The 23378-nt window shown below is 70.8% G+C and carries 20 protein-coding genes, 1 tRNA gene and 1 pseudogene; 9 read left to right on the top strand and 13 right to left on the bottom strand.

The features are described 5' to 3' along the window. The first annotated feature begins 121 nt into the window (after window positions 1-121). On the top strand, window positions 122-568 hold the full coding sequence (locus ACFXAZ_RS34070) for an ATP-binding protein (RefSeq protein WP_384599102.1): 447 nt from the start codon (window positions 122-124) through the stop codon (window positions 566-568). 141 nt (window positions 569-709) lie between these two features. After that, window positions 710-1999: a PIN-like domain-containing protein gene (locus tag ACFXAZ_RS34065; RefSeq protein WP_384599099.1), complete on the top strand. Its 1290-nt coding sequence runs from the start codon at window positions 710-712 to the stop codon at window positions 1997-1999. Window positions 2000-2307: 308 nt separating this feature from the next. Here ACFXAZ_RS34065 and ACFXAZ_RS34060 read toward each other — a convergent pair whose 3' ends face one another. From ACFXAZ_RS34060 to ACFXAZ_RS34045, 4 genes and pseudogenes are all read right to left on the bottom strand, one after another. Next, a complete protein-coding gene (locus ACFXAZ_RS34060) occupies window positions 2308-3429 on the bottom strand; it encodes an EcsC family protein (RefSeq protein ID WP_384599096.1) in 1122 nt (373 codons plus the stop codon). Beyond that, a complete protein-coding gene (locus ACFXAZ_RS34055) occupies window positions 3389-3817 on the bottom strand; it encodes a hypothetical protein (protein ID WP_384599093.1) in 429 nt (142 codons plus the stop codon). Before ACFXAZ_RS34055 ends, ACFXAZ_RS34060 begins: the two co-directional genes overlap by 41 nt. A 219-nt stretch (window positions 3818-4036) precedes the next feature. Next, a complete protein-coding gene (locus tag ACFXAZ_RS34050; RefSeq protein WP_384599091.1) occupies window positions 4037-4396 on the bottom strand; it encodes a hypothetical protein in 360 nt (119 codons plus the stop codon). 62 nt (window positions 4397-4458) lie between these two features. Beyond that, a pseudogene (locus tag ACFXAZ_RS34045) lies at window positions 4459-5444 on the bottom strand (IS630 family transposase). A gap of 420 nt (window positions 5445-5864) precedes the next feature. Here ACFXAZ_RS34045 and ACFXAZ_RS34040 point away from each other — a divergent pair. Continuing rightward, window positions 5865-5937: transfer RNA gene (locus tag ACFXAZ_RS34040), tRNA-Arg, on the top strand. A gap of 630 nt (window positions 5938-6567) precedes the next feature. Here the strand turns inward: ACFXAZ_RS34040 and ACFXAZ_RS34035 are convergent. Then, window positions 6568-6888, bottom strand: coding sequence for a hypothetical protein (locus ACFXAZ_RS34035; protein ID WP_384599088.1), 321 nt, complete (start codon window positions 6886-6888; stop codon window positions 6568-6570). A gap of 338 nt (window positions 6889-7226) precedes the next feature. On the opposite strand from ACFXAZ_RS34035, the gene ACFXAZ_RS34030 reads away from it, so the two are divergent. Together ACFXAZ_RS34030 and ACFXAZ_RS34025 are read left to right on the top strand one after the other, a co-directional pair. Beyond that, window positions 7227-7679 carry a hypothetical protein gene (locus ACFXAZ_RS34030; protein ID WP_384599085.1) on the top strand — a complete coding sequence of 151 codons (453 nt, stop codon included), beginning with the start codon at window positions 7227-7229 and terminating at the stop codon, window positions 7677-7679. After that, window positions 7672-8310: a GNAT family N-acetyltransferase gene (locus ACFXAZ_RS34025; protein WP_384599082.1), complete on the top strand. Its 639-nt coding sequence runs from the start codon at window positions 7672-7674 to the stop codon at window positions 8308-8310. The genes ACFXAZ_RS34030 and ACFXAZ_RS34025 overlap by 8 nt, the downstream gene beginning before the upstream one ends. A gap of 198 nt (window positions 8311-8508) precedes the next feature. Here the strand turns inward: ACFXAZ_RS34025 and ACFXAZ_RS34020 are convergent, their stop codons facing one another. From ACFXAZ_RS34020 to ACFXAZ_RS34010, 3 genes are all read right to left on the bottom strand, one after another. Further along, window positions 8509-8913: a hypothetical protein gene (locus ACFXAZ_RS34020; protein ID WP_384599079.1), complete on the bottom strand. Its 405-nt coding sequence runs from the start codon at window positions 8911-8913 to the stop codon at window positions 8509-8511. Window positions 8914-8989: 76 nt separating this feature from the next. Beyond that, entirely contained in the window at window positions 8990-11386 is a 2397-nt protein-coding gene (locus tag ACFXAZ_RS34015; protein WP_384599076.1) for a hypothetical protein, read from the bottom strand. 79 nt (window positions 11387-11465) lie between these two features. Continuing rightward, complete coding sequence (locus ACFXAZ_RS34010; RefSeq protein ID WP_384599073.1) at window positions 11466-12731, bottom strand: MFS transporter; 1266 nt, start codon at window positions 12729-12731, stop codon at window positions 11466-11468. Between the two features lie 198 nt (window positions 12732-12929). On the opposite strand from ACFXAZ_RS34010, the gene ACFXAZ_RS34005 reads away from it, so the two are divergent. Further along, window positions 12930-13919 carry a winged helix-turn-helix domain-containing protein gene (locus ACFXAZ_RS34005; protein WP_384599070.1) on the top strand — a complete coding sequence of 330 codons (990 nt, stop codon included), beginning with the start codon at window positions 12930-12932 and terminating at the stop codon, window positions 13917-13919. Window positions 13920-13975: 56 nt separating this feature from the next. Beyond that, window positions 13976-14470: a glutathione peroxidase gene (locus ACFXAZ_RS34000; protein ID WP_384599067.1), complete on the top strand. Its 495-nt coding sequence runs from the start codon at window positions 13976-13978 to the stop codon at window positions 14468-14470. A gap of 221 nt (window positions 14471-14691) precedes the next feature. On the opposite strand, the gene ACFXAZ_RS33995 is transcribed toward ACFXAZ_RS34000, so the two are convergent. From ACFXAZ_RS33995 to ACFXAZ_RS33985, 3 genes are all read right to left on the bottom strand, one after another. Then, on the bottom strand, window positions 14692-14883 hold the full coding sequence (locus ACFXAZ_RS33995) for a DUF397 domain-containing protein (protein ID WP_384599065.1): 192 nt from the start codon (window positions 14881-14883) through the stop codon (window positions 14692-14694). 231 nt (window positions 14884-15114) lie between these two features. Then, window positions 15115-15978 carry a helix-turn-helix domain-containing protein gene (locus tag ACFXAZ_RS33990; RefSeq protein ID WP_384599062.1) on the bottom strand — a complete coding sequence of 288 codons (864 nt, stop codon included), beginning with the start codon at window positions 15976-15978 and terminating at the stop codon, window positions 15115-15117. A 362-nt stretch (window positions 15979-16340) separates the two neighbouring features. Continuing rightward, on the bottom strand, window positions 16341-17093 hold the full coding sequence (locus tag ACFXAZ_RS33985; RefSeq protein WP_384599059.1) for a GPP34 family phosphoprotein: 753 nt from the start codon (window positions 17091-17093) through the stop codon (window positions 16341-16343). 144 nt (window positions 17094-17237) lie between these two features. On the opposite strand from ACFXAZ_RS33985, the gene ACFXAZ_RS33980 reads away from it, so the two are divergent. Continuing rightward, entirely contained in the window at window positions 17238-20984 is a 3747-nt protein-coding gene (locus ACFXAZ_RS33980; protein ID WP_384599056.1) for a D-alanyl-D-alanine carboxypeptidase, read from the top strand. 98 nt (window positions 20985-21082) lie between these two features. Here the strand turns inward: ACFXAZ_RS33980 and ftsX are convergent, their stop codons facing one another. Next, the gene (gene ftsX / locus ACFXAZ_RS33975; RefSeq protein ID WP_382681219.1) at window positions 21083-22000 is read right to left on the bottom strand and encodes a permease-like cell division protein FtsX; all 918 of its coding nucleotides are present in this window, start codon (window positions 21998-22000) and stop codon (window positions 21083-21085) included. A gap of 47 nt (window positions 22001-22047) precedes the next feature. After that, window positions 22048-22737 carry a cell division ATP-binding protein FtsE gene (ftsE, locus tag ACFXAZ_RS33970; protein WP_384599053.1) on the bottom strand — a complete coding sequence of 230 codons (690 nt, stop codon included), beginning with the start codon at window positions 22735-22737 and terminating at the stop codon, window positions 22048-22050. Between the two features lie 265 nt (window positions 22738-23002). Between ftsE and ACFXAZ_RS33965 the strand changes: the two genes are divergently transcribed. Then, the gene (locus ACFXAZ_RS33965; protein ID WP_384599123.1) at window positions 23003-23194 is read left to right on the top strand and encodes a hypothetical protein; all 192 of its coding nucleotides are present in this window, start codon (window positions 23003-23005) and stop codon (window positions 23192-23194) included. The last annotated feature ends 184 nt before the right edge of the window (window positions 23195-23378 follow it).

Genomic DNA, 23378 nt, shown 5'->3' with positions numbered 1-23378 from the left:
ATCGATGCACCCAGAGTGACGGCGAGATCGACGTACCGTCTACAGATTGTCCCCGTACGCTGACTCACCGTACGGACCCCGCTCCTGGAACACGCCTCCGCGCGCCCGCCACAGTTGCCCCATGAACGCCCCCACGCCCCATATCCCTGCTACCGTACAGACTTTCGCTCAGCGCCTGTCCCCCACTCGCCGCGGCGCCCGCCTCGCCCGGCTACTGGCTGTTGAGCAACTCCGCGCCTGGCAGGTATCACCGTGCGTCACCGAGCGCGCGGAGTGCATCGTCGCGGAACTGGCCTCCAACGCGGCGCTGCACGGCCGGGTCCAGGGCCGCGACTTCCGGGTCGCCCTCACCCTCGACATGGCGACCGGCACCGTACGCGTCTCGGTCACCGACGCCCGCGGAGAGCGGCTTCCGCTCGCGCCCGGAGCCGCCGCCGACACACCCACCGACAGCGAGTCGGGCCGCGGGCTGCTCCTGGTCGCGGCGCTCGCCGACCGCTGGGGCACGAAGCCGTACCCGCCGAGCGGGAAGACCGTGTGGGCGGAGGTGGGTCCGCGCTCCGGCTGAACCCCCGCTGATCACAAGCCAGTTGGGGCGGCTTGCCCATCCGCCCCTCCCTGGCGTCCCCGCCGCGATACGGTCCCAGCCAGGGGACGCGAGGGACCGTACGGCCGCTTGCGCGGGGACGGGACGACGGGGGTGCCAGTGGTGGCGAAGGACACGACGGCCGGTGCGGAGAGCCGGGGCCTGTTCGACGACTTCGGGGCCTTCCGGACCCCGACGGCCGACGACTTCACCACCGTACTCACGCGCGGCCTGGTCGCCCCCGACGCCAACGTCCTGCTGAACCTGTACCGGTACACCGAGCAGGCGCGCGGCGATCTGCTGCGCGCGCTCGGCGGGCTGGAGAACCGCCTGTGGGTGCCGCATCAGGCCCTCGTGGAGTTCTGGCGGAACCGCGAGGGGACCCTCAGCGACGCCCGGTCGTCCGGTACGCAGGCCGCCGACGAGATGGCGAGCCATGCGGCTCAGGCGGACCGGACCTTGCGCACCTGGGCCAACCGCGTCGCCCTGCCCGAGGACGAGACCGACCGGCTGCGCGGCCAGTTGAGCGAGGTCTTCGGCACCGTACGGGAGACGATCGTCAAGGTCGGTCAGGGCGAGTGGCAGGGCATCACGCAGGACACGAGCACCGACCCCGTAGTCGCGAAACTGGAGCGCGCCCTGGTCGGCCGGGTCGGTGCCCCGCTGGGCCCGGAGGCCCACAAGAAGGCCGTCGCGGAGGGAATGCGCCGCGTCGAGAAGCGTGAGCCGCCCGGCTACATGGACCGGACGAAGGACGGTGTGGGTGCCGCCGCCGACTACCTCGTGTGGGAACAGATCCTGACCGAGGCCGCCCGCCGCCGGTGCGACGTGCTGTTCGTGACGGCGGATGTCAAAGAGGACTGGTGGCGCAAGGAACAGGGCTTCAACCGCGGCCCGCGGCCGGAACTGACCGAGGAGCTCCGGACTCGCGGCGGCGGCCGGCTCTTCATGCTCACTCCGAAGCAGTTCCTGGAGGTCGCCGCGTCGATCCTTGAGTTCAGCCTCCAGGTGGGGTCCGTGGAGGACATCGAGCGGGTGGAGCGGATCGAGACCGACGATGAACAGCATGGCGGCTGGACGACCTTCGCGCTTGAGGGACTCTTCGGCCTCCTGGCCGGGGAGGGGTACGAGGACCGTGTCGCCGTGATCCGGCACGCGGCGGCGCGGGACGGCGTCGCGGACGCCAAGAGCGTCTACGACATCTGCGGCTACCACCAGGACCGCACCCTCAAGGGCTTCACCACTCCGGTCAACCGCATCACCAACAGACTCCGCGAGCTGGGCCTAGTCCCCGAGTCGGCGGTCCGGGTCCTCACCGCCGAGTACGAGCCGGGCCAGAGCCGAGCCTCCGGCTTCTCCGTCCACCGCCTCCTGGTACCGCTGGTCAACGAACTGGCCGACGAGGACGAGTAGGGGCAGGGTCGCCGGCATCCGTCTTCCTCCCGTACGACCACGACGATTTCGACCTGTTCATGCGGGGCCGCGGGCGGGGCCCTCGATCCCCCTCGGGCGCTGGCTGCAAGGGCTCCACACCACGTCTGCTGGGCCTGCGGCCCGGATAGTGGCCTTGCCCACCACGACATCGGGGCCCAGGGGCACGCCATCCGTTTCTCCTGCCGCACCGAGGGCGGGGAGCGGCGTGTGTACGTCGGTGCCCGGCTCGCGGAGCCGAGCCCATGGGTCGGCGGTGGCCCGTGCCCGGATCTCGCTTCCCGCAGATCTCAGCGGAGGTCGGGGCCGCCCGCGTCCGCGAGCTCGCCGAGCAAGCTGATCTCCTCGTCGGTGTCGTCGGTGTCGTCCGGGGTGTCCGGGCCGCCATCGGTGAACGGTCCGGATTCTTCCCCGTCATCGAGATGGGGGTACTTCTCAAGGAGGAACCGCCGCCGGTACGCCGTGTCGGCGGCGTCGACGATCGCCTCCAGGGTGGTCCAGTTGAGGGTGCCTCCGACAATGATCCCGAACGCGGGTACGGCCTTGCCGAGACCCTTCTTGGTGAGGCGGAAGCCGAATGCCTTCGCGAACTGCTGGGAGACCTTGGCGACAACCGTCTCGTTCAGGACGTCCCATGTCTTGCGGCGGACGAGTGCCTGGGTGAGCCGTGAGATGTCGGCCATCGCGGCGCTCTTGGCGGTGGCCGACGTCGCCGTCCCGGCGTTGACGACCGACATCACGAAGAGCTTCTCGGCGGGCTCTTCGGGGTCGTAGCCGTAGAGCAGCGAGATCTGGCCGACGGAGCGGGACGCGAGTCCGAGGACGACCGCGGCATCCGCGGTGAAAGCGCCGACGATCGCACCTCCGGAAGGCGCCGCCGCGGCACCGGCGGAGACGGCGACCGCGAGCTGCCCTCCGGCGATCACCAGGCCCGCACCCGCTCCCGAGAGCGCGGCGGCGGCCGGGTAGTACCAACTCGCCCCTCGCCCACGGACAGCGTCGATCTGTTCCAGGTCGAGGCGGCGCAGATCGGACAGTGACGCGATGTCGTGCCCGTGCTTCTTGTGGAGCCTCACCACGCGTTGGGAGGAGAGCCCCGCCCGCGAGACCCGCCCCACGGTCTGCCGCACGGACTGAAAGGCGGTGCCGCTCCAGTCGGGGAGGGCGTCGACGGCCCCATGGGCCCCGGCGCTGACCTTGCGAGCGCCCTTGGCGGCGATCTCCTGCCCGCGCGACACCGCCGTTTGAGCCCGTGGGTGGTTCTCCAGGTACTTCGTGGCCCGCTTGCCGATTTCCGCTGCACCGGTGGCCACCCGCTCACCGGCGCCTCTCATCGCTCGGGACAGTGGACGCCCCTTGAACCGCTGGATGTCACGCCACGCCGCGATCTCGTAATCCGAGGGATCTGCCATGGCGCGATGGTAGTGGCCGAACCACCAGCCAACGCGGCGCAGTTCGCGACTCACCCCCGGAGGGAACAGGCCCGACCCGTTCACGCTGGTGAGGTAGGGGACGTCCACACCCCTGACCGAGAACCTCCGGTTCACCCGTGCTGGTCGTCAGGTCCAGCTCGGCGACGACCGCTTCCGTGCCACTGGCCGCCGACTCCTCCTGGACCGCCCCGTACGCCGTGCCGTCGTCGCGGATCGAGGCGAGCGCGATCGTCTTGCGGTTGCCGTCGCCCGCCAGACAGATGCCCTCGCCGCGCTGGAGATCGAAGACAACGGGCCCGGCTGCCATGTAGTTGCCGTCCGGCGAAGCGATCACGGGGTAGTCGCGATCTTCACCGGCGTCCGCCACGTCGTACGCGCAGATCATGCTGGCCCGGAGCTGACCCGTTCGGACATCGTGCACCGACCAGAGCGGGTCGTTCGGAGCGCCGAATGTGCCGCCTGTGGACCGGCCGACGAGCAGGTGGCCGTCGGCGACGCCATGGACATCACCGTTCCAGGTGCCGACGGCATCTTCATCCGGTCGACGCGGCGACCCGAAACGGTCGGACAGGTTGGGCCCTGTGCCCTACCAGTGGTGCCAGACCTCTGCGGGGGCAATGTCCCAGGACGTTCCCGCGATCCCTCCAAAATTGCAGAAGAGCGCCCAGGACACCACGGCGTCGCCAGCACGCTGTGTCCCCAACTCCAATTCGAAGCCATCGATGGACAGATCGCCTCCTGGACTGGAGCGGAGCCCCACGTCGTGCCGGACCGCGTAGGACTCCATGTCCTCCAAAAGCTCCGATGGAACCCGGCCGATCAGACGGATTCCCTCGTGTGTGACCTGTGGACCGAGCCGTCCATCCACCAGCACACACGTCAATCCGGCACCTTCGACGAAGTAGCACTTCACGTCTCCGACGACCAACCAATAGTCCGTGCTCACCACCCAATGATCGCCCGTGCGGCTCTACTCAGCCCGGTTCGACCAGATCCGAAAGAAACCCCCTAGTGATCTGAGTCAGAGATTCGGTGGCAGTAGGCGGCGGCTTTGTCGAGGATCTCGTCGGCGGTCTTCGTCCAGACGACGGGCCGCGGGTGGTCGTTCCAGTCGGCGAGCCAGGCCCGGATGTCGCGTTCGAGGGCCTGGACGGAGCGTTGGACTCCCCGCTTGAGCTTCTTCTGTGTGAGTTCGGCGAAGCACCGCTCCACCAGATTGAGCCAGGACGCGCTGGTCGGGGTGAAGTGCAGGTGGAACCGGGGGTGGGACAGCAGCCACTTCTTGATGTCGGGTGTTCTGTGGGTCGCACAGTTGTCGAGGACCAGGTGGACCTGGAGTCCGGCCGGGACTTCCCTGTCGAGCCTGGCCGGGAACTTCTTGAACCCGGCTGCCCGGTGGCGGCGGTGGAGCGATCCGGTCACCTTGCCGGTGGCCACGTCGAGGGCGGCGAAGAGGGTGGTCGAGCCGGCCCGGATGTGGTCATGACTGCGGCGCTCCGGGACACCGGGCATCATCGGCAGCACCGGCTGGGACCGGTCCAGGGCCCGGATCTGCGACTTCTCGTCCACGCAGAGCACCAGGGCCTTCTCCGGCGGGTCGACGTGGAGACCGACGACGTCGCGGACCTTGTCGATGAACAGCGGGCCGGTGGACGGCTTGAACGTCTGCGACCGGTGCGGGGCCAGGGCGAACGCCCGCCAGATCCTTGAGACCGTCGACTGCGACATGCCCGTGGCGGCGGCCATCGACCTCGTCGACCAGTGGGCCGCGTCCTTCGGCGTCTCCTCAAGTGTCCTGACGTGTCGGGAACGATCCGCAGCTGGCGGGACACCTCCATGATCGAGTGGCCTTCGGCGCACTCCAGCACGATCCTCGACCTCAGAGCCAGAGCCAGAGCCGTCGTCCGGCGACGCACCCAGCCTTCCAGCACGGCCCGCTGGACATCCGTGACCGGCAAAGACGGAATCCTGGGACCCGGACGACTCACACCCAACCAACGACAAACCTCTGACTCAGATCACTAGCACCCTCAAGGGGCCGATGATCAAGCGTTCGGGGACGCCACCAGGGCGGACTGCAAGAGCGTCGCAGGCGACTACTCTCCGCTTGGGGCCGGCAGCGGATTCACCTGGCAGTCTGGCCGACACCACGGCCCTCACCGCGATTGCCGGTCCGTCCGCCCCACGGCACCCCGGCTGGCCCGGTCCCGCCGACGGACCTCACTCCCGCCCTTGGCCCACATCACCTGCCACAAGATCACACCACCCGAATCGGACAGCGAACCCGCGATCCCCACCCGCTATACTGACGCCGGTGTGCGGCCTTGACATGCGCATCCATGCAAGATCCTGGGACGACGTGTATGACATCGCGGGTTCACCCCGATTTCCTACACGCTTTCCCACGAATCCCGGCCTTCGTAGCTCAGGGGATAGAGCACCGCTCTCCTAAAGCGGGTGTCGCAGGTTCGAATCCTGCCGGGGGCACAGTGTTGACCAGGGGCTAGGCCTCGGAACTCCCAGGTCAGGGAGGGTCCGGGGCCTTTCTCATGCCTACAGCAGGTATTGCGCCCACACTCTCAGCACACCCTGAAAACACCCTCGCCACCGAAGTTGATCTCCTAAGTTTCCCCTAAACGATCACGGTCTTTCCGGCCCGGCAACCAGCGGTGCAGCGGTTGGCGCCAAACGCATGACCTTGGGCATCCAGCACGTCAGAGGCGCGATCGTGTGGCCTTGTCCTGGATCTGGGTAGAGGGTCCGCGCGGGCGGTTAGGGTCGCCGGGTCTGTAGTCGCAGGAGAAGGACGGCGTGATGGCCGAGCAGATCCGACACCCCATCAGCAAGCCGGAGTTCTTTGTCGAGCGCACCCGGCGGTGTGGTCGGGCAGGAGGCCGCCGACGGCTCAACGGATCGTCCCGCGGCTGACCCGGTGTTCGCGGGCGAGGGCCGCTTGCACCCGTGCGACACCCCCAGACGTCAGATCAGGACCCTTGCGCGGCTTGGCTCGCACATGCGCGACAAGTGCGAGGAATGCTCTGGGTATGACGAAACCCCCGTCCACTTGGACGGGGGTTCGAGGCAGGAGTAGATACCGCGAGGGCGGGTACCGCCGGGTCAGCTCTTCGAGCTGGACCCGTGGGCGATGGCTCCGACAGCGGCGGTGATTCCGGCCTTGACGATCGTCTCGTTGTGCTTGTCGGCCGCGTCGATGAACTTCTCCACGGCCCTGCTCGTCGGCTTCATGACGGCGTCAACCGCCTTGTCCTGGTCCCCACCCGTGAGGGCTGCTACTCCCTGGGCCACGAGAGCGATGGGCGCTGCGACTGCCGTTGCGGCCAACATGCCCGCCACGGCGGCGACCAATCCTGAGGCGGTCTTCGGCTCAAGTTCGGGGCCGGGGGCGGCCCATCCTGCGGCGGGAGCTGAATCTGACATTGCAGTCTCCTTTCGGCCTGCGATGACGGAGCAGCACTTCTCCGTCACTCGATGTTGCCTCGGTTCGGTCACCGCCTCCTCATCCTTGAGGCTTGCCATCCCCGGCGTTCTCCCGAGGCAGTTCTCGTCCGTGAGGATGACGACGACCAGGCCCTCTCTCTGGTCTCCGGGGGAAGTGCCAGAAGGGCCGTGATGTCGTAGATCCGGGACGTCCTCGTCCACCCTGTGGGCCGCGCGGCCGGTGAGCTGGTGGAGCCAGTCCTCGGCCCAGTGCGCCTGGTCCAGGAGCCGCAGCACCCCGCCGGGGGCCGCCGCACGCCCGGCCTCCTCCTTGGTCGGTGCATGAGCGGACCGTAGAGCTCAAGGCAAGCCAGCTGACCGTCGTCCTGGTGGCCGGGCTGGATCTGATCGGCGGGATCCTCACCAACGCCACGAACGCGGCCAAGCGCTGGTACCACCGGCGGGCCCCGGGAGCCCGGCGGGCACGGCTGTTCTTCGTGGCGGCCCATCTGCTGCATCTCGCCGTGCTGGGGACGGTGGTCCTGGAGGGGGATCTCGCCTGGACGCTGGGCAACGCGGGGCTGCTGCTCGCCGGGGCGGCGGCGGTGGAGTTCACGCCGGTCCAGGTGGCCCGTCCGGTGGCGGTGGGGGTCTGGACGGCGGTGGTGCTGGTCAATCTCTTCTGGCTGACGGTGCCGCTCGCGCTGGTGTGGTTCGCGCCGCTGTTCCATCTGAAGCTGCTGGTGTGTCATCTCGTACCGGAGACTCCGCTGAGGGGGGCACGTGACTGACAGTTCCCCTCCCCCTGCGGGCCCTCCCGCTGCGTCCCCTCCCCCTGCGCGCGAGGACGCCTCCGTCGAGGAGTGCCGTGCCGTCCTCGCCCCCGCCTTCGCCCGGGAACCGGCCACCCGTTGGATCTGCGGCGACTCGGCAGACGTACGGGAGCGCTGGTTCGCGGCGACCCTGACCACGCAGGCGACCCTCGCGGGCGCCCGGCGAACGGTCCTGACCGACGCCCCGCACGGAGCACCGGTCGCCGCCGCCGTGCTCACCCCGCCCGGCGCCGAGCCCTCCGCCCGAGCGGCGACGGCCTGGACCCTGGCCGTCCTCCGCCACTGCGGCCCCCGCGCACTGCTCCGCACCCTGCGCTACCTCCACGTCACGGAGCCTCGGACGCCCCCCGGCGCGTGGACCCTGGAATTCCTCGGCGTCGCACAGCACGCACGCGGCCGGGGTGCCGGGGGGCGCCTGCTCACCCACGTCGTGGACACCGTCCCGGCCCGCGTCGGCGTCTTCCTCACCACGGCCGACCCCGCCAACGAGGCGCTCTACGAGCATTTCGGCTTCGGGGTACTCGCGCGCACCGGCCTCGGGGACCTGACGGTGACGGCGATGTGGCGACCGGGGCGCGGGGGCGGGTGATACGGAGGGCTGCTCGCCGTCGGCGGGCGGGCGGCCTCGGGCTCCTCCGAGTCCTGCGCGTCAAAGTCGCCGTGTTCACCGGCATCCACCTCGAACGGCGACGCGTACCGTCCCGGTGACCGCGCCACAGGGGTGCCGAAGGGGCTGCCCGGCGCCGGGGCACCCGACTTGGTCCCAGACCCTCCCCCCCTCACCCCCTCAGGCCCCCAACACCCCCCGCACCATCACCGACAACTCCCCCACCGCCACCGCCAGCGGGGTGACCGGCTGGGTGAAGGCGGTCAGGCGGTCGAGGGCGCGGCGCAGGACTCCCGGCTGGGGCTCCTCCTCGTCGAGTTCCTCGCGCAGTCGGCGCAGTTCCCGGGTGGTGGCGTCCGGGTCGGCGAGCGCGTCGCGGTTCTCCTCCAGCAACCGTTCGATGAGCGCGAGGAGTTCGGCCGTACGGGCGGCGGCCTCGTCACCGGCCTGCTGCTGGAAGCTCACCGAGCCGGAGAACGCCTGGGCGCGGTGGCCGATGGCCTGGTTGCCGACGTAGTGGGTGCCGCCCTTGATCACCAGGCCGTTGTTGACGGGCGGTTCGATACGGCCGTCGTCGTTGCCCATGCCCGTACTCCCTGTCCGCGATATTGCCGATGTTCGGTGATGCTTGTGATGGCTGCGCTGTCCCTCGTGCAGGCGCTCACTGCTGCTGCCCGGCGGCAGCCCCCGCCGCCCCCGACTCCCCCCGCCCCACATTCTGCGTCGCGCTGGCCCCCGTGCCGATGGCCTGGTTGCCGATGATGCTCGTGCCGCCCTGCTGGATGAGGCCCTGGTTGAGGATGGTCTGCTGCTGGCTGCGGAAGTCGGTGATGTCGTAGCCGCGGGTGTCGAGGAACTCGCGGATCGCGGCGAGGGTGTGGCGCTGGACGGTGGAGACGATGCGGGCGGCGTCCACGACCTGGAAGTAGTTCTGGTAGTTCGGGCTCAGGCCCAGTTCGCGGATGCTGACGCGGGCGCCGAAGTCGAAGACCGGATCCTCTTCCAGCGCGGTCAGTTCGTCCAGCATCCGGCGGTTGTGCCGCTGTTCGAAGCGGGCGTGGCGCAGGGCGGCGAGGGGGGCGCGGTAGAGGACGCGGCCGGTGTGGGCGACGGCCGCGAGCAGCAGCCCGCGTTCACCGGCCTTGCCGAGCGGTCCGCGCAGCCGGTCCACGATGTGGTAGGCCGCGGCGACGGGGCCCAGGACATGGTTGTCGCAGTGCAGATGGAGGGTGCGGCCGGCGGTGGAGAAGTGCAGGAACACGCTCGGTACGACATCCCCGCCCCACAGCGGCACATGCACCGCCAGATAGTGCCGGACCGTGCCGGTCGGGTGGAGCATGATCTCTTCGATCGCTTCGGGGGTGAGCCGCGCGGCCGGGGCGAGCTGGCTCGACAGGATGAAACGGCCGTCGTCGCCGATGCTCGTACCTTCCGCGAAGATCCGGTCCTCGATGCTCAGGGATCGGAGGCTCTCGCCGTCGTCCGGCTCAGCGCCCGCCGGCCGTCCGTCCGCCGGCCCGTCCGTCGGCCCGTCCGCCAGGTCGTCGGCGCGCCGCGCTACCGATCGCAAATGTTCACGTACGTGATCGACGAGTTCGGTGACGGTGAAGGGCCGGGGCGCGTCGGTGGCCGTGCCGGTGTCGAGGGGTTCGTCCGCGGGCAGCAGCGGGACGGCGAGGGACCAGGTGGAACTGGTCGCCGAGTAGCCGATGAACGGCGAGTAGCCGCCGTAGACGGTGACATTGCCGTCCCGCGCCTCCCGCAGGACGGCCAGCCGGGTGGCGAGCCAGGGGTGCGGCGGGACCGGCGGGAGCGGCAGCCGGTAGAAGCGCTCCCGGGTCATGGTCTCGCGCAGCTCGCGGTCGGTCCCCATGTCATGGCGTACGACGATGACGTACGCGTACGCCGTGGCCGCCAGGGAGATCAGCACCGCCGGGAGCCCGCCGCCGTAGCCGCCGAGCAGCCAGCCGGGGAAGCCGGGCAGGGCGAGCGTGCCCAGGCCGAGGCCGGCCAGGAAGGCGCCGAGCACCGCGGCGGCGGCCCGGAGCGCGGCGGCGACCAGGACCCGGCCGCCGGGCTGATGGCTGCCGCGGGTGGCGAGACTGGGCCGGGAGCGGCCCGCGGCGGCGGTGACGGCCAGGAGCGTGGCGGGCAGCAGCGTCCACAGGGGTGCGCAGACGGCGACGACGCCGAGGGCGGCGGCCAGCCGCAGATCACGGTGGTACCGGGTCTCCTTGGCGGCCAGGCAGTGATGGGCCACCGCCACCAGGTCGACATCGGGCGAGGGCGCCGCCGCACCGACCTCGTCGGCGACGACGTCCTCCACCACCCGGTCGGCGAAGTCCTCGTCGACATGAGCGGCGGCGCACAGATACCGGGTGACATCGCCCGGCGTCCGCCCGACCGGCATGTGCACCTGCGGAGTCGTCATGCCGGGGGTTCCCTTCAGGCGGCGGAACGGGCGGGGTGCGGGGGCGGTTCCCGTGGTCGCGGTCGTGGCTGGGGTGGCCGTGGTCGCGGTGGTCGCGTACCGCTTGCTGGCGGCCCCGGTGAATCCCTGGCCCGCCCGGCGTGGCAGACCGGTCGTGAGGAGGCCGAGCAGGAACCCGGCCAGCAGGCCGAAGTCGAGCGCCGCGCCGCGCAGATAGCCGCTGAGCGGGCCCCCGGCTTCGAGGGTGGGGTCGTGGACGAACAGCGTGGCGAGCAGCCAGCGCACCACGGCGGCGAGTTCGGAGGCGATCAGCCCGGCGGCCAGACACCGCGTCCAGCTCCGCAGCCGGCCGGACAGGCCCCGGCCGACGAGCCGTACGGCGAGCAGCCCGAACCCGAGAATCAGCACCGCCGCGCTGATGTCGCTGACGACGAGCGCGGCGGTCCCCCAGTACCTCTCGCTGGAGAGATCCCAGCTCACGACGTACGTCGTACCGGCGAACCAGCGCAGGAGGTCGTCGTCGTAGTGGTCGCCGTAGACAAACTCCAGGAGCGGCTCCTGGACCCACGGGCTGCCGAGCACGGCGAAGGAGACACACAGCAGAACGATCCGCCTGCGCACCGACACGAGCGTTCCCCCTCGCCGTTCCCCGGTCCCAGTGCCGTCACCCTAGGCCCATCCCCGGTGACCGCAACCGTGAATCCGGTCAACTAACGTGCCGGGAGGGAGAGTTGCCCTTCACCTGGCCGCCCCGGCCGCCTCCGGCCCGCGTCCGCCGCCCCCTCCGGCCCGCTCCCCGGCCACCACCTCCGTCCCGCCCCCACGCCGCCAACACCGTCGTGACCGCCAGCGACCCCCCGGCCATCACCGCGATCGCCACCCCTGGTGAGGTCGTCTGCGCCACCGCGCCCGCCACCGCAGCCCCGACCCCCTGCATGGTCAGCATCCCCGCCGAGTGCAGGCCGAGGACGTGACCCGCGTGGGTGTCCGGGGTCAGGGACATCAGCCGTTCCTGCTGGACCAGGCTCGCCCCGAACCCCACCGAGGCGAGGGTGGTGAGGGCCGCCGCCAGGGGCAGGGGCGGGTGGAGGGCGAAGAGGAGGTACGGGGCCGCGAGGAGGACCAGGAGGGGGTGGCCGAGGCGGCGTCTGCGGGGCGGTGGCACGAGGCGGCCCACCGTGACGTCCCCGACGACCATCCCCAGCGCCGCGCACGCGAAGAGGGTTCCGGCGGCGGTGGGGTCGTACGGCACGAACAGCGACTCACAGCCGACCACCAGGCCGTTCGGGATCCACAGGGCCAGCAGGACCAGGCGGCGCGGGCGGGAGGAGAACAGCAGGGCGTTCGTGCGCCAGGTCACCGACGGGGACGGGCGGCCGAGGGCGCGGGGCGGGCGGCGCGTCAGGCCCACGCCGGTCAGGAGGGCCGAGGCGATGTGGAGGAGGGCGGCGAGGATCAGGGCCGTACGGGGGGACAGTACGGTCAGCAGGGCGCCGCCGGTCGCGAAGCCCACGATCTGCGCCAGGCCGCTCGTCATGTTGAGGACGGAGCGGCCCAGGAGGTAGCCGTCCTTCGGCAGGATCTCGTTCAGCAGGCCCCAGCGGACGCCGCCGCCCACCGACGCGGTCAGGCCCTGGAGGAAGATCAGGGCGAAGACCGGCCAGAGGGGCAGGCCGGGCGCCGTCAGGACCGCCGTGCCGGCCGCGAAGGCGGCGAAGGACAGCGAGAGGGCCGTCAGGGCCGCCCTCGGCGGCAGCCGGTCCGCCGCCGACAGCAGGAACGTCGCCCCCACCACCTGGGCCAGCGACGGGCCGAACATGCTCACCGCCGACAGCAGAGGTGAGCCCGTCGCCCGGTACACCAACGTGGCGAGCGCCAGACCCGCCACCGTCTGGGCCGCGATCTGGGTCCCCGAGGCCAGGAACAGCGGCGTGAATTCCGGCGTGCGGAAGAGTGCCCGGTAGCTACGCATGAAGGGGAGTCTCCGGCGGCCGGAATGGCACTCGGTAACGTTTCGCGCCTGCGCGAAAGGTGATGACCCGGCATGGGCCGGTGGCGGGTCACCATCTACCGTCCTCCACACCCTCATCAGAGGCGCTGACCCGGCACAGGCCGGTAGCGGGTCACCGCCTTCCGTCCTCCGCACCCTCGTCAAAGGCGGTGACCCCGCATGGGCTGGTGGCAGGTCAACGCGGACACCCTTGCCCGCAGCCGCTTCCTGCTCTCCCCGCTCGCCGAGACCTTCGCGGCCCTCAAGGTGCTGCACGCGGGTGCCGGTGCCCACCCCGGCGAGACGGCCTGGCTGCGCGCCCACCTGCCCGCCTACCGCGCCCGGCTCGCCGCCGACCCGGTGACCGCCCTGCTGGTGCGCTCGGGGCTGGGCCGGGACTGGATCGCCGACTTCCTCACCCCCACCCCGAGGGACGGCGAGAGCTTCGAGGCGGGCCTCGCCCGGGTCCGCGCCGCGCCCCCGGACGCCGCCCGCGCCCATCTGCGCCGCTCGCTGGCGGGCCCGCTCCCGCCCGTCCTCGACCGCGACGACCTCCCCGACCGCGCTGCCCGCCTGCTCACCCACGTCTGGGAGGACGCCGTACGTCCCTCCTGGCCCCGGCGCCGACGCGTCCTGGAGGCCGATGTCATCGCCCGTACCGCGCAGGTCAGCCGGGGCGGCTGGGCCACGGTGCTGGACGCCCTGCGGCCCGGCACCCGCTGGCTCGGCGAGAGCCGCCTCCAGGTCAATCGGCATGAGTACCCGCCCCGCGAGATCTCCGGCGCCCAGCTCCTGCTGGTGCCGGTCACCCCGCAGACCGGCTGGGTCGCCTGGGAGGAACCGGACTCGTACGCCCTCGTCTACCCCTGCGCCGGTGTGCTGGCCGACGGCCCGGACCGGGCCCCGGCACCGGCCGCCCTCGGCGCGCTCCTCGGCCCTGCCCGCGCCCGCGTCCTCGCCCTGCTGGCCACCCCGCTGACCACCACCCAGCTCACCGCCCTGACCGGGCAGAGCCTCGGGTCCGTCGGCCGCCATCTGCGCGTCCTGCTCGACGCCGGGCTGATCGAGCGCCGCCCGGCCGGCCGGTCCGTGTACTACGAGCGGACGGCGGCGGGCCAGGTCCTCCTCGACGCCGCTCCCGGCCGGACCCCCTTGAAACCTGAATCCTGAATCCGCCGCACCCGACCCCCCGAAACCGCCATGAGCGGGGCGCCTACGATTCCCCCATGACGGCAAACTCCGTACTAGACGTCGAGATCAACTCCCTCAACGGCACCCCGGCCGACCTCCCCCGGTACTCGGGCGGCCCCGTCCTCATCGTCAACGTCGCCTCCAAGTGCGGCCTCACCCCGCAGTACGCCGGTCTGGAGCGCCTCCAGCAGCGCTACGCGGACCGCGGTCTCACCGTGCTCGGCGTGCCCTGCAACCAGTTCGCGGGCCAGGAGCCCGGCAGCGCCGAGGAGATCGCCGAGTTCTGCTCGGCGACGTACGGCGTGAGCTTCCCGCTGACCGAGAAGGTGGACGTCAACGGCGACGCGCGGCACCCGCTCTACCAGCGCCTCACGGGCTTCGCCGACGCCGAGGGGCACAGCGGCGACATCCGCTGGAACTTCGAGAAGTTCCTGGTCGCCCGGGACGGCGGCGTCGTCGCCCGGTTCGCCCCGCAGACCGACCCCGAGTCCCCCGAGGTGACCGCCGCGGTGGAGGCCCAGCTGGGCTGACCTCGCCCCTGGGGCGGGCCGCACGTCCTGTGTCACCGGGCTCAGCACGCCCGGTGGCGGAGGATGGCGGGGCGGCGCGACCGGTGGCTCCGGGGCACAAGCCGAGCCCCCTCGGCAAGGACGGCGGGCTGGTCGAGAGGGCTCTCTTGGCGGTGCTTGTTGAGTTGTGGTGAATCAGAGAAGATCAGGGTGAATCAGGAAGGATCAGAAAGACCCTTCCTTCACGCCTTGATCGAGGTCACGAACGCGTTCCACGAGTCCGTGGGAAAGGCCAGGATGGGACCGTCGTGGACCTTGGAGTCCCGGACGGCCATCGCCGGCAGGACAGGGGACTTGATCTCGACGCACGCGCCATTGCCCTGGGAGTAGGACGACTTGATCCAGGTGTCCGTCGCGCCCTGTGTGATTGCCATTTTCGCTCCGGTAAGCAGTTGCTGAGTTGCTGTCACCGTGCGGCACACGGTTTACGCCAACGTTGTTGCTTGATGGCGTGATCGACGCTACTCGCCAACGCTGCTGAGCGGAGCGGCCATTCACTCGACCGGGGGGCATATTCCAGTGGAGACTTCCCTCTCCAATGGGCCACCCTGTACAGTGCCCCGCCGCACATTCACGGGGCACAATCCAGGTGCCTTTGTCAGGTGTCAGGGCTTTCCGGCGTAGTCCTTCGCCGTGTCGGAGATGAATTGGCGGCTCTGCTCGACATTCAGCGCCTGCGCCCGCAGATGCTCGTACATCACGCTGTACTTTCCGACGTCCTGCGGCTTCTCCAGATAAAGATCACTGGTGACGCCCTCGATGTAGACCACGCTGGAGTCGGCCGCGTCGGGGAATTCGAGGATCGCGTACTGACCGCTGACGCCCGGGTGGGCGCCCATCGAGAACGGGATCACCTGCACGGTGACATGCGGAAGCTGGGACATCTCCAGCAGATGTTCCAACTGCTCGATCATCACCTGCTTGTTGCCCACCTCGCGGCGCAGCGCGGCCTCGTCCAGCACCGCCCACAGGCGCAGCGGGTTCTCGGCGGCAGAAATACGTTCCTGCCGGCGCAGCCGGACCTGCACCCGCTTGTCGATGTCCGCCGAGGCCGCCTCCGGCAGCGCGCCGACGATCAGGGACTCGGCGTATCCGCGGGTCTGGAGCAGGCCGGGGATGACCTGCGGGTCGTACACGCGCAGGCTCGCGGCGTCGGTCTCCAGGCCGATGTAGACGCTGTACGGGATATCGCCGAAGGAGTGCCACCAGCCCTGCTGGCGGGAGTCCTTGGCCATCTCCATCAGCGAGTCGACCATCCGGACGTCCTCGACCTCGTAGACCCCGCACAGATCGCGGACGTCACGCTGGCTGATGCTGCGCCGCCCGTTCTCCAGACGGCTGATCTTCGACTGGGACACCAGCAGTCGCTCGGCGACCTCCTCGGCCGTCATGCCCTTCAGCTCACGGAGCCGGCGCAGCTCCTGGCCCAGCCGACGTCGCCTGACGGTGGGATTGACATTGGACGCCACGGGACGTGCACCTCCGGCTGCGTGCCTGAAAATTAACTGCAACTATGCGTATCTGCTGTTGAGCAGACTGCCATCAAGGTGCTTGCTACCGCTGGGAAACGGCGGATATGCAGCGAGGACACGCCAGTTCACGCCGCTGTGCCTCCGCACGCCCCCTGGTTGCCCCTGAAAACCCGAACGACTCAGCGCCTGGAAACACGGCCGAGCGGGGCGGCGAGGCCACGAAGGTCTCACCACCCCGCTCGGACCAGCGGCTCCCGAACCGGGTCTAGGGGCATACGGTCGTACCGGCACGACCGTTCGTGCCGGCTTGTCACCGCGCGTTCCGGTGTTCCTGGCGCGTGTGCTGCCGTGGCTGCGGCTCAGTGAGCCACGGCACGTGCCATGGAACTCCGGTGCGGCTGCGCCGGAACCCCGCGAGCGGGTTCCGCCGCGGGCCTGCCCGCCGGGGCCGGACGCGCGGCCGTCGCCGGGTTGCGGCGCGGCTGTGCTCCCACACCGTTCTGGACGTCCATCACCGCGTGCGCGACGAGACCGCCCATCGGGTCGTGCCTGATCAGGTCCCGTAGCCGGGATCGAGAGGAACGCCCCTCGTTGCCCGGGTACAGGTGCTTGCCGAGCCCGACCGCGTGCGCCAGGGCGGCGAGCGCCGCGGTCCGCGGGTCCGGCGGTACGCCGGTGCGGATCGCGGAGTCCAGCCGGGTTCTGATCTCCCGGCTGATGTCGGTGTCCGTCGCCTGGTAGCGAGTCGTCGGCAGCACCCCGCACATCTGGCCCGCCACGGCATGCACCATGCCGCACCGCTCCAGATGCGAGAGATACGTCTGGCGAAGCCCCAGTCGTGGCCCGCCGATCCAGTGGACGGCACGCACCGGAGCGCCACGCCTGCGCAGCAGCTCCAACGCGCTGTCCAGAGTCGGATCTCCTGTCGGCCGTGGTGCCACCACGGCGATACGATCCCCATCTGGGGCTATCCGTCCGGCCAGCGCCAGCTCCACTAGCTGCGCTCCGGCCAGACCGAGGTCGAGCGACTGCGGCTGTGCGGTGGTACCCGTGGTCGGGTCCAGCGCCAGCAGCAGAAGCTCTTCCGGAATTGTTCTGCGGCTCCTGCCCATCCATGCCTCCCCGCGTGGATGAGTGACAGGGTGACTCCTCTCACATTGGTCTGTCGAGGGTGCGTGACCGGTTCGTAGTGGAACCGATAGGTATGTCGTTCTCGTCTACCGCAGGGGCCAGGCCCCCACACAGGACACTGGTACATGGTTCGGACAGCGCGCGAGAGCGTGTGGCGCACGGAGGAGGCATCGGTGGCGGGCGAGTCCCCCGACAGGTCGAAGCAGCGCGAGTCGTCGGCGGAACCGACGTCGGGGACCGGGGCCCCGGTTCCTGATCCCCGCGACCCGCGCCTCGCCGTCTCCCGAGACCCGGCCGAACGCAACGGCACCACGGACTCCGCGACCCGGATCCTCACGATCCCGCCCCTCGACGACCCCACCCGCCTCCGCGAGGCAGTGGCGACCTGGGTGACCCCCGGGGACCGGACCCCGGCTGCCGAGCCCACGGACGACTCCGGCGAACGCCGGGACGGGGAGGATTCCGGCGGGTACGGGGGTGGCTCCCGCCGGGGAGCGGCTGGTGACACCGGCGACTCCGGCCGTGGAGCGGCCCATGACACCGACGGCTCCGGCCGGGCGGGGGACGGCGACGGGGGCGGCTCCGCCGATACGGGCGACGGGGGTCGCTCCGGCCAGGCGGCGCACGGCCACCTCAGCGGCTCCGGCAATGCGGGAGACGGGGACGACGAGGGCGTGGGCGGCTCCGGTCAGACGGTGACCGGGGGCGGGGGCGCGGGTGGCTCCAGCCGGGGTGCGGGCGGGTCCGGCTCGACGGTGACCGGGGGTGGAGGCGCGGGTGGCTCCAGCCAGGGTGCGGACGGGTCCGGCCGGGCGGTGACCGAGGAGCCGGGCGCGGGCCGCTCCAGCCAGGACACGGACGGGTCCAGCCCGACGGTGACCGGCGGCGGAGGCGCGGGCCGCTCCAGCCAGGGCACGGACGGGTCCAGCCCGACGGTGACCGGGGGCCAGCGCGCGAGCCACTCCAGCCAGGACGCGGACGAATCCGGTCCGACGGTGACCGAGGGCCAGCGCGCGAGTGACTCCGGCCCGGCGGCGGGCGAGGGCCGGGGCGGCCCGGATGGGTCTGGCAACGCGGCGGGCGCCGGGAGGACTTCCGGCTCCGTGCTCGCGTCGGGCGCCGGGAGCGCGTCCGGTTCCGCGCAGGTGTCCGAAGCCGCCGGGACGGCCGACGGGGACGTGGGCGGTGCCACGCAGGTCCTGAGGACCGACGGGGCGGCGAACCGTTTCGACAGCGCGGCGGGGACGACAGCGGCCCCGGCGGACAGCACCGGCACGCCCGGAAGCGCGGGAGCGCGGGAGAAGGCCGCTGACGCCGCCGGAGGCTCCGGAGTGCCCCGAGCCCCCCGAACGGCCCCTGCGGGCGCCCAGGAGGCCCCTGAGGGTGCTCTGGGGGCCCCCGAGGGTGCCCCGGCGGCGGTAAAGACGCCGGAGACCCCGAAGGACGGGAAGCCTGCCGGGGAGACGAACCCGGCCGCTTCGGTACGAGAGACCCGCGCGGCAGGGGCCGCAGGGGACGCCGAGCCCGTGGCGGACAGGGACGCCGGATCTGAGGCCGGACGGCGCACCACGCCGGGAACCGAGCCGGAGCCCGGGGCCGGGAAGCCCACCGGGACTGCCTCGAAGCCCGACCCTCAGGCTGAAGCCGGGCGGCGTACGACGCCGGGATCCGAGCCTGTGCGAGACACCGCGCCCGGGGCCGGGAAGCCCGCCGGAGCTACCTCCGAGCCCGACCCTCAGGCTCCCGACCCTCAGGCTGAAGCCCGGCGACACACGACATCGGGATCCGAGCCGGTACGGGACACCGCGCCCGGGGCCGGGAAGCCCGCCGGAGCTACCTCCGAGCCCGACGCTGAGGCTGAAGCCGGGGAGGGCACCGCCCCTGAGCCCCAGCAGCCCTCCGAGGCCGACGCCGGGCACCCCGCCGAGAGGCGCGAGCACCTCGCCGAGGCCGAAGGGCGGCGCACAGCCGAGGCCGACGCCAAGCGGCACCCCGGTACTGACGCCAAGCGGCACCCCGGCGCCGGAGGCGAGCCGCGCACCGAAGGTGACGCCGATCGGCGCACGGCGGCCGAAGCCGCACGGCACGCCGACGCGCCGAAGGTCAGCGACACCCCCGTACCGGCCGACGCCACGTCTGGACGCACGGACGGCCTGTCCGCCCGCACGGCCGAACACACCGGCGGCACAACCGGGCCCACCCGCGGCACCCCCGAGCCCACCACCAACGCACCCGCGCCCGCCAGCGGCGATCGCCCCCCGCAGGGGCCACCCGCAGCCGTCGACGAGAGCCGCACGGGTGGTGCGGGTGGGAACACGGCAAGGGCCGAAGGCGAAGCCGAGGCCCGCGCCGCAGCCCAAGACGGCGGCGGAGCCGGCCGCGGAGCCGGCCGCGTCGATCAGCCCACGACCACACTCAAGCTCCCCCCCGAGTCCGAAGCGGAGCGCACCAGCAGGTTCATCGCGCTCAAGCCGCTGGAGGCGCAGGCACCCCCCGGCGCCGAGCGGACCACCGCGCTGCCCCGCGTCGAGCCCGACCGCACGACGCAGCAGCCGCTGCCGCCGAGGCCGCCGCTGGATCTGCTGGCGGAGCTGACGAACACCCCACCGCCCGCGGCGACCCCGTTGCGGACGGTGGTCCGGCGGGTCAAGATCTGGACCCCCCTGGTCCTGCTCCTGCTCGTGGTGTTTGCGATCGTGCAGACCGTACGCCCGCTCCCCGCCCCGTCCCTGGAGCTGACCGCGCAGGACAGTCACACCTTCGGGGGCGAGAACGGCGAGAGTGGCGAGAGCGGCGAAAAGGTAGACATTCCCTGGCCCGCCGACGGGCAGGCCGCTCTCGACGTCCAGGGCATCGGCTCGTTCGGCTCGTCCGGTGAGCAGGAGCCCATGCCGATCGCCAGTGTCGCCAAGGTCATGACGGCGTACGTCATCCTGCGCGACCACCCGCTCAAGAGCGGCGAGGAAGGGCCGATGATCGACATCGATCAGCGGGCCGAGGACGAGTCGGACGCCGGGCAGGAGTCCACGGTCGATGTCACCGCCGGTGACCAGATCTCCGAGCGCGAGGCGGTGGAGAGCATCCTGATCGCGTCGGCGAACAACGTGGCCCGCCTGCTGGCCCGCTGGGACGCGACCTCGGACCAGGCGTTCGTGGACAAGATGAACGCCGCCGCCGCGGACCTCGGCATGACCGACACCACGTACACCGACCCCTCGGGGCTGAACGACACGACGGTCTCCACGGCCGTGGACCAGGTGAAGCTGGCAAAAACCGCGATGGAGCAGCCCGCCTTCCGCGAGGTCGCCGCGATGATGTCGTACGACGACTACAAGGGCGTCAACCACTCCAACTGGAACCAGCTCGTCGGCTACAACGACGTCGTCGGGATCAAGACCGGCACCACCACCTCCGCGCTCGGCAATCTGGTCTTCGCGGCGACGAAGGACATCGGCGGCGAGACCCGGACCATCGTCGGCGCGGTGGTGCGCCAGCCCGCGGGCGGCTCGGACAACACGATCCTCCAGGGCGCGCTGTCCGCCGGTGACCAGCTCATGCGGGCCGCGCAGGCCGCGCTGACCGCGCAGACCATCCTGAAGAAGGGCGATGTCGTCGGGTACGTCGACGACGGTCTCGGCGGCCGTACCCCGGTCGTCGTCACCCGTGATGTCACCGCGGTGGGCTGGGCCGGGCTTGAGGTGAAGGTGTCCTTCGCGCCCAAGGAACTGCCGCGTACCGCGAAGGCCGGTACCGAGGTCGGTTCGCTGACCGTCGGTGACGGCAGTGGCGGCGGCGCGGTCTCGGTGCCGGTCGCGCTCCAGGGGGACCTGGCCGAGCCTGCTTGGCAGGACCGGCTCACCCGCATCGGCTGACCCGCGTCGGCTGACCCGCGTCGGCTGAGCCACACCACCGTTCCCGCGGACCTCACCCCGTCGGGGGGGGCCCCCCCCCCCGGCCCTGGGGGCGTGTGTCACACCTTCAAGTACTTGCGCAACGCGAGGAACGCGGCGAAGGCGGGCATCAGCAGGCTGGTCGCGAGGATCAGCGGCAGCTTGGTGAGGACGGCGTCCCAGCCGATGAAATTGATCAAGGTCAGTTTCTCGGACAGCGCGAAGCCGTGATCGATGATGAAGTATCGAGCGGTCACCAGGAAGCCGCAGGCGACCGCCCCGCCGATCAGCCCGGCGACCGCGGCCTCCATGATGAACGGCGCCTGGATGTAGAAGCCCGAGGCGCCGACCAGCCGCATGATCCCGGTCTCCCGCCGCCGGCTGAACGCGGAGACGCGCACGGTGTTCACGATCAGCATGAGCGCGACCACCAGCATCAGCGCCATGATCGCCCGCGCGGCCCAGTTCATGCCGTTGAGCAGCTCGAAGAGGTTGTCCAGGATCCCCTTCTGGTCCTGCACCGACTGCACACCGTCCCGCCCGTTGAAGGCGGTCGCGACGACCTGGTACTTCTCCGGGTCCTTCAGCTTGATCCGGTACGACTCCTGCAACTGGTCCGGCGTGAGCGAACTGGCCAGCGGGGAGTCGCCGAACTGCTCCTTGTAGAGCTTGTACGCCTGGTCCTGCGATTCGAAGGTGACCGTGTCGACCACCGACATCTTGTCCAGGTCGGCGAGGATCTGCTTCTTCTGGTCCTCGGTGACCGCGCCCTTGGCACAGTTGGGGTCGGACTCGGCGTCGGCCTTGTTGCACAGGAAGATCGAGATGTTGACCTTGTCGTACCAGTAGCCCTTCATGCTGTTCACCTGATCGCTCATCAGGAGCGATCCGCCGAACAGGGCCAGGGACAGGGCGACGGAGACGACGACCGCGAAGGTCATCGTCAGATTGCGGCGGAGACCGACGCCGATCTCCGACAGAACGAACTGGGCGCGCATGGCGTCTGGTTAAGCCTTTCCGTGGACGTCTGCGGGGGCGGTGGCGGTCAGTGCTGGTAGCCGTAGACGCCGCGGGCCTGGTCTCGGACGAGGCGGCCCTGCTCCAGCTCGATGACGCGCTTGCGCATCTGATCCACGATGTTCTGATCGTGTGTGGCCATCACGACGGTCGTACCGGTCCGGTTGATCCGGTCGAGCAGCTTCATGATGCCGACGGAGGTCTGCGGGTCGAGGTTGCCGGTGGGCTCGTCGGCGATCAGCAGCTTGGGCCGGTTGACGAAGGCACGCGCGATGGCGACGCGCTGCTGCTCACCGCCGGACAGCTCGCCCGGCATCCGTTCCTCCTTGCCGCCGAGCCCGACCAGCTCCAGCACCTGCGGCACGGACTTGCGGATCTCGCCTCGGGACTTGCCGATGACCTCCTGGGCGAAGGCCACGTTCTCGGCGACCGTCTTGTTCGGCAGCAGCCGGAAGTCCTGGAAGACCGTCCCCAGCTGGCGCCGCATCTGCGGCACCTTCCAGTTGGACAGCCGGGCGAGGTCCTTGCCCAGGATGTGCACCTGACCGTGGCTGCACCGCTCCTCACGGAGGACCAGCCTCAGAAAGGTGGACTTCCCGGAGCCGGAGGACCCCACGAGGAACACGAACTCACCCTTCTCCACTTCCAGGGACACATCCCTGAGTGCGGGGCGGGTCTGCTTGGGGTAGACCTTGGAGACATTGTCGAATCGGATCACGGATGCACCACGGGTCGCCGGGGGTAGATGTGCGTGACCATACGCGACCGGGGCACACCCCCGCAGTCACCGGTCCCGGTTGCGCGACGCTTGTGCCTTTTGTACGCCGGTGACTTTCCGGCGGGGCCTCCCGCACCCCCGAGGGACACCCGCTCGGAGCGACAGGACGCACCACCGGGCGGAACCTGGCACAGTGGAGTGGGGAACGTTCATGGACTCACCACCGTTGAACCGAGTGGGACGAACCCGTGAGGAGGGCGAGCGCATGACGTACGACCGGCTGGTGTGCGCGAACTGTGCGGCGCCCGTGAGCGAGGGCCGCTGCCCCGTCTGCCGGGCCAATCGCCAGCGACTGCGGCAGGAGAATCTCTTCGCGGGCCTCAACCCGATGACCCTGATCGCGCTGCTGGCCGTACTGATCGCCGCCGCGGCCCTGCTGGCCCACCAGGCCGCGTGACGGGACCTCCGAAGACGTACAGACGGTACGGACCGTACAGACGCCTCACGTACCGCGCGGAAGCCTCACGCACAGACGTACGAAATGGGGCCGGGGCGGGCGGGGCGGGGCCGGGGGGGGGGCGGTGGGCCCGCCCGGGGGCCCCCCCCGGGTGGGGGTGGGGCCGGGGTTGGTGGGCACTGAC

The sequence above is a fragment of the Streptomyces sp. NPDC059477 genome, assembly GCF_042749375.1.
GTDB lineage: Bacteria > Actinomycetota > Actinomycetes > Streptomycetales > Streptomycetaceae > Streptomyces.
Note: the sequence above shows the minus strand (reverse complement) of the source record. Positions and strands in the feature narration are given on the sequence as shown.

What these genes read in the sequence shown, in the direction of transcription:
- ACFXAZ_RS34070 (WP_384599102.1), top strand. Translation starts at nt 122, where the DNA reads ATGAACGCCCCCACGCCCCATATCCCTGCTACCGTACAGACTTTCGCT.
- ACFXAZ_RS34060 (WP_384599096.1), bottom strand. Translation starts at nt 3,429, where the DNA reads ATGGCAGATCCCTCGGATTACGAGATCGCGGCGTGGCGTGACATCCAG.
- ACFXAZ_RS34035 (WP_384599088.1), bottom strand. Translation starts at nt 6,888, where the DNA reads ATGTCAGATTCAGCTCCCGCCGCAGGATGGGCCGCCCCCGGCCCCGAA.
- ACFXAZ_RS34020 (WP_384599079.1), bottom strand. Translation starts at nt 8,913, where the DNA reads ATGGGCAACGACGACGGCCGTATCGAACCGCCCGTCAACAACGGCCTG.
- ACFXAZ_RS34010 (WP_384599073.1), bottom strand. Translation starts at nt 12,731, where the DNA reads ATGCGTAGCTACCGGGCACTCTTCCGCACGCCGGAATTCACGCCGCTG.
- ACFXAZ_RS34005 (WP_384599070.1), top strand. Translation starts at nt 12,930, where the DNA reads ATGGGCTGGTGGCAGGTCAACGCGGACACCCTTGCCCGCAGCCGCTTC.
- ACFXAZ_RS34000 (WP_384599067.1), top strand. Translation starts at nt 13,976, where the DNA reads ATGACGGCAAACTCCGTACTAGACGTCGAGATCAACTCCCTCAACGGC.
- ACFXAZ_RS33995 (WP_384599065.1), bottom strand. Translation starts at nt 14,883, where the DNA reads ATGGCAATCACACAGGGCGCGACGGACACCTGGATCAAGTCGTCCTAC.
- ACFXAZ_RS33985 (WP_384599059.1), bottom strand. Translation starts at nt 17,093, where the DNA reads ATGGGCAGGAGCCGCAGAACAATTCCGGAAGAGCTTCTGCTGCTGGCG.
- ACFXAZ_RS33980 (WP_384599056.1), top strand. Translation starts at nt 17,238, where the DNA reads ATGGTTCGGACAGCGCGCGAGAGCGTGTGGCGCACGGAGGAGGCATCG.
- ftsX (WP_382681219.1), bottom strand. Translation starts at nt 22,000, where the DNA reads ATGCGCGCCCAGTTCGTTCTGTCGGAGATCGGCGTCGGTCTCCGCCGC.
- ACFXAZ_RS33965 (WP_384599123.1), top strand. Translation starts at nt 23,003, where the DNA reads ATGACGTACGACCGGCTGGTGTGCGCGAACTGTGCGGCGCCCGTGAGC.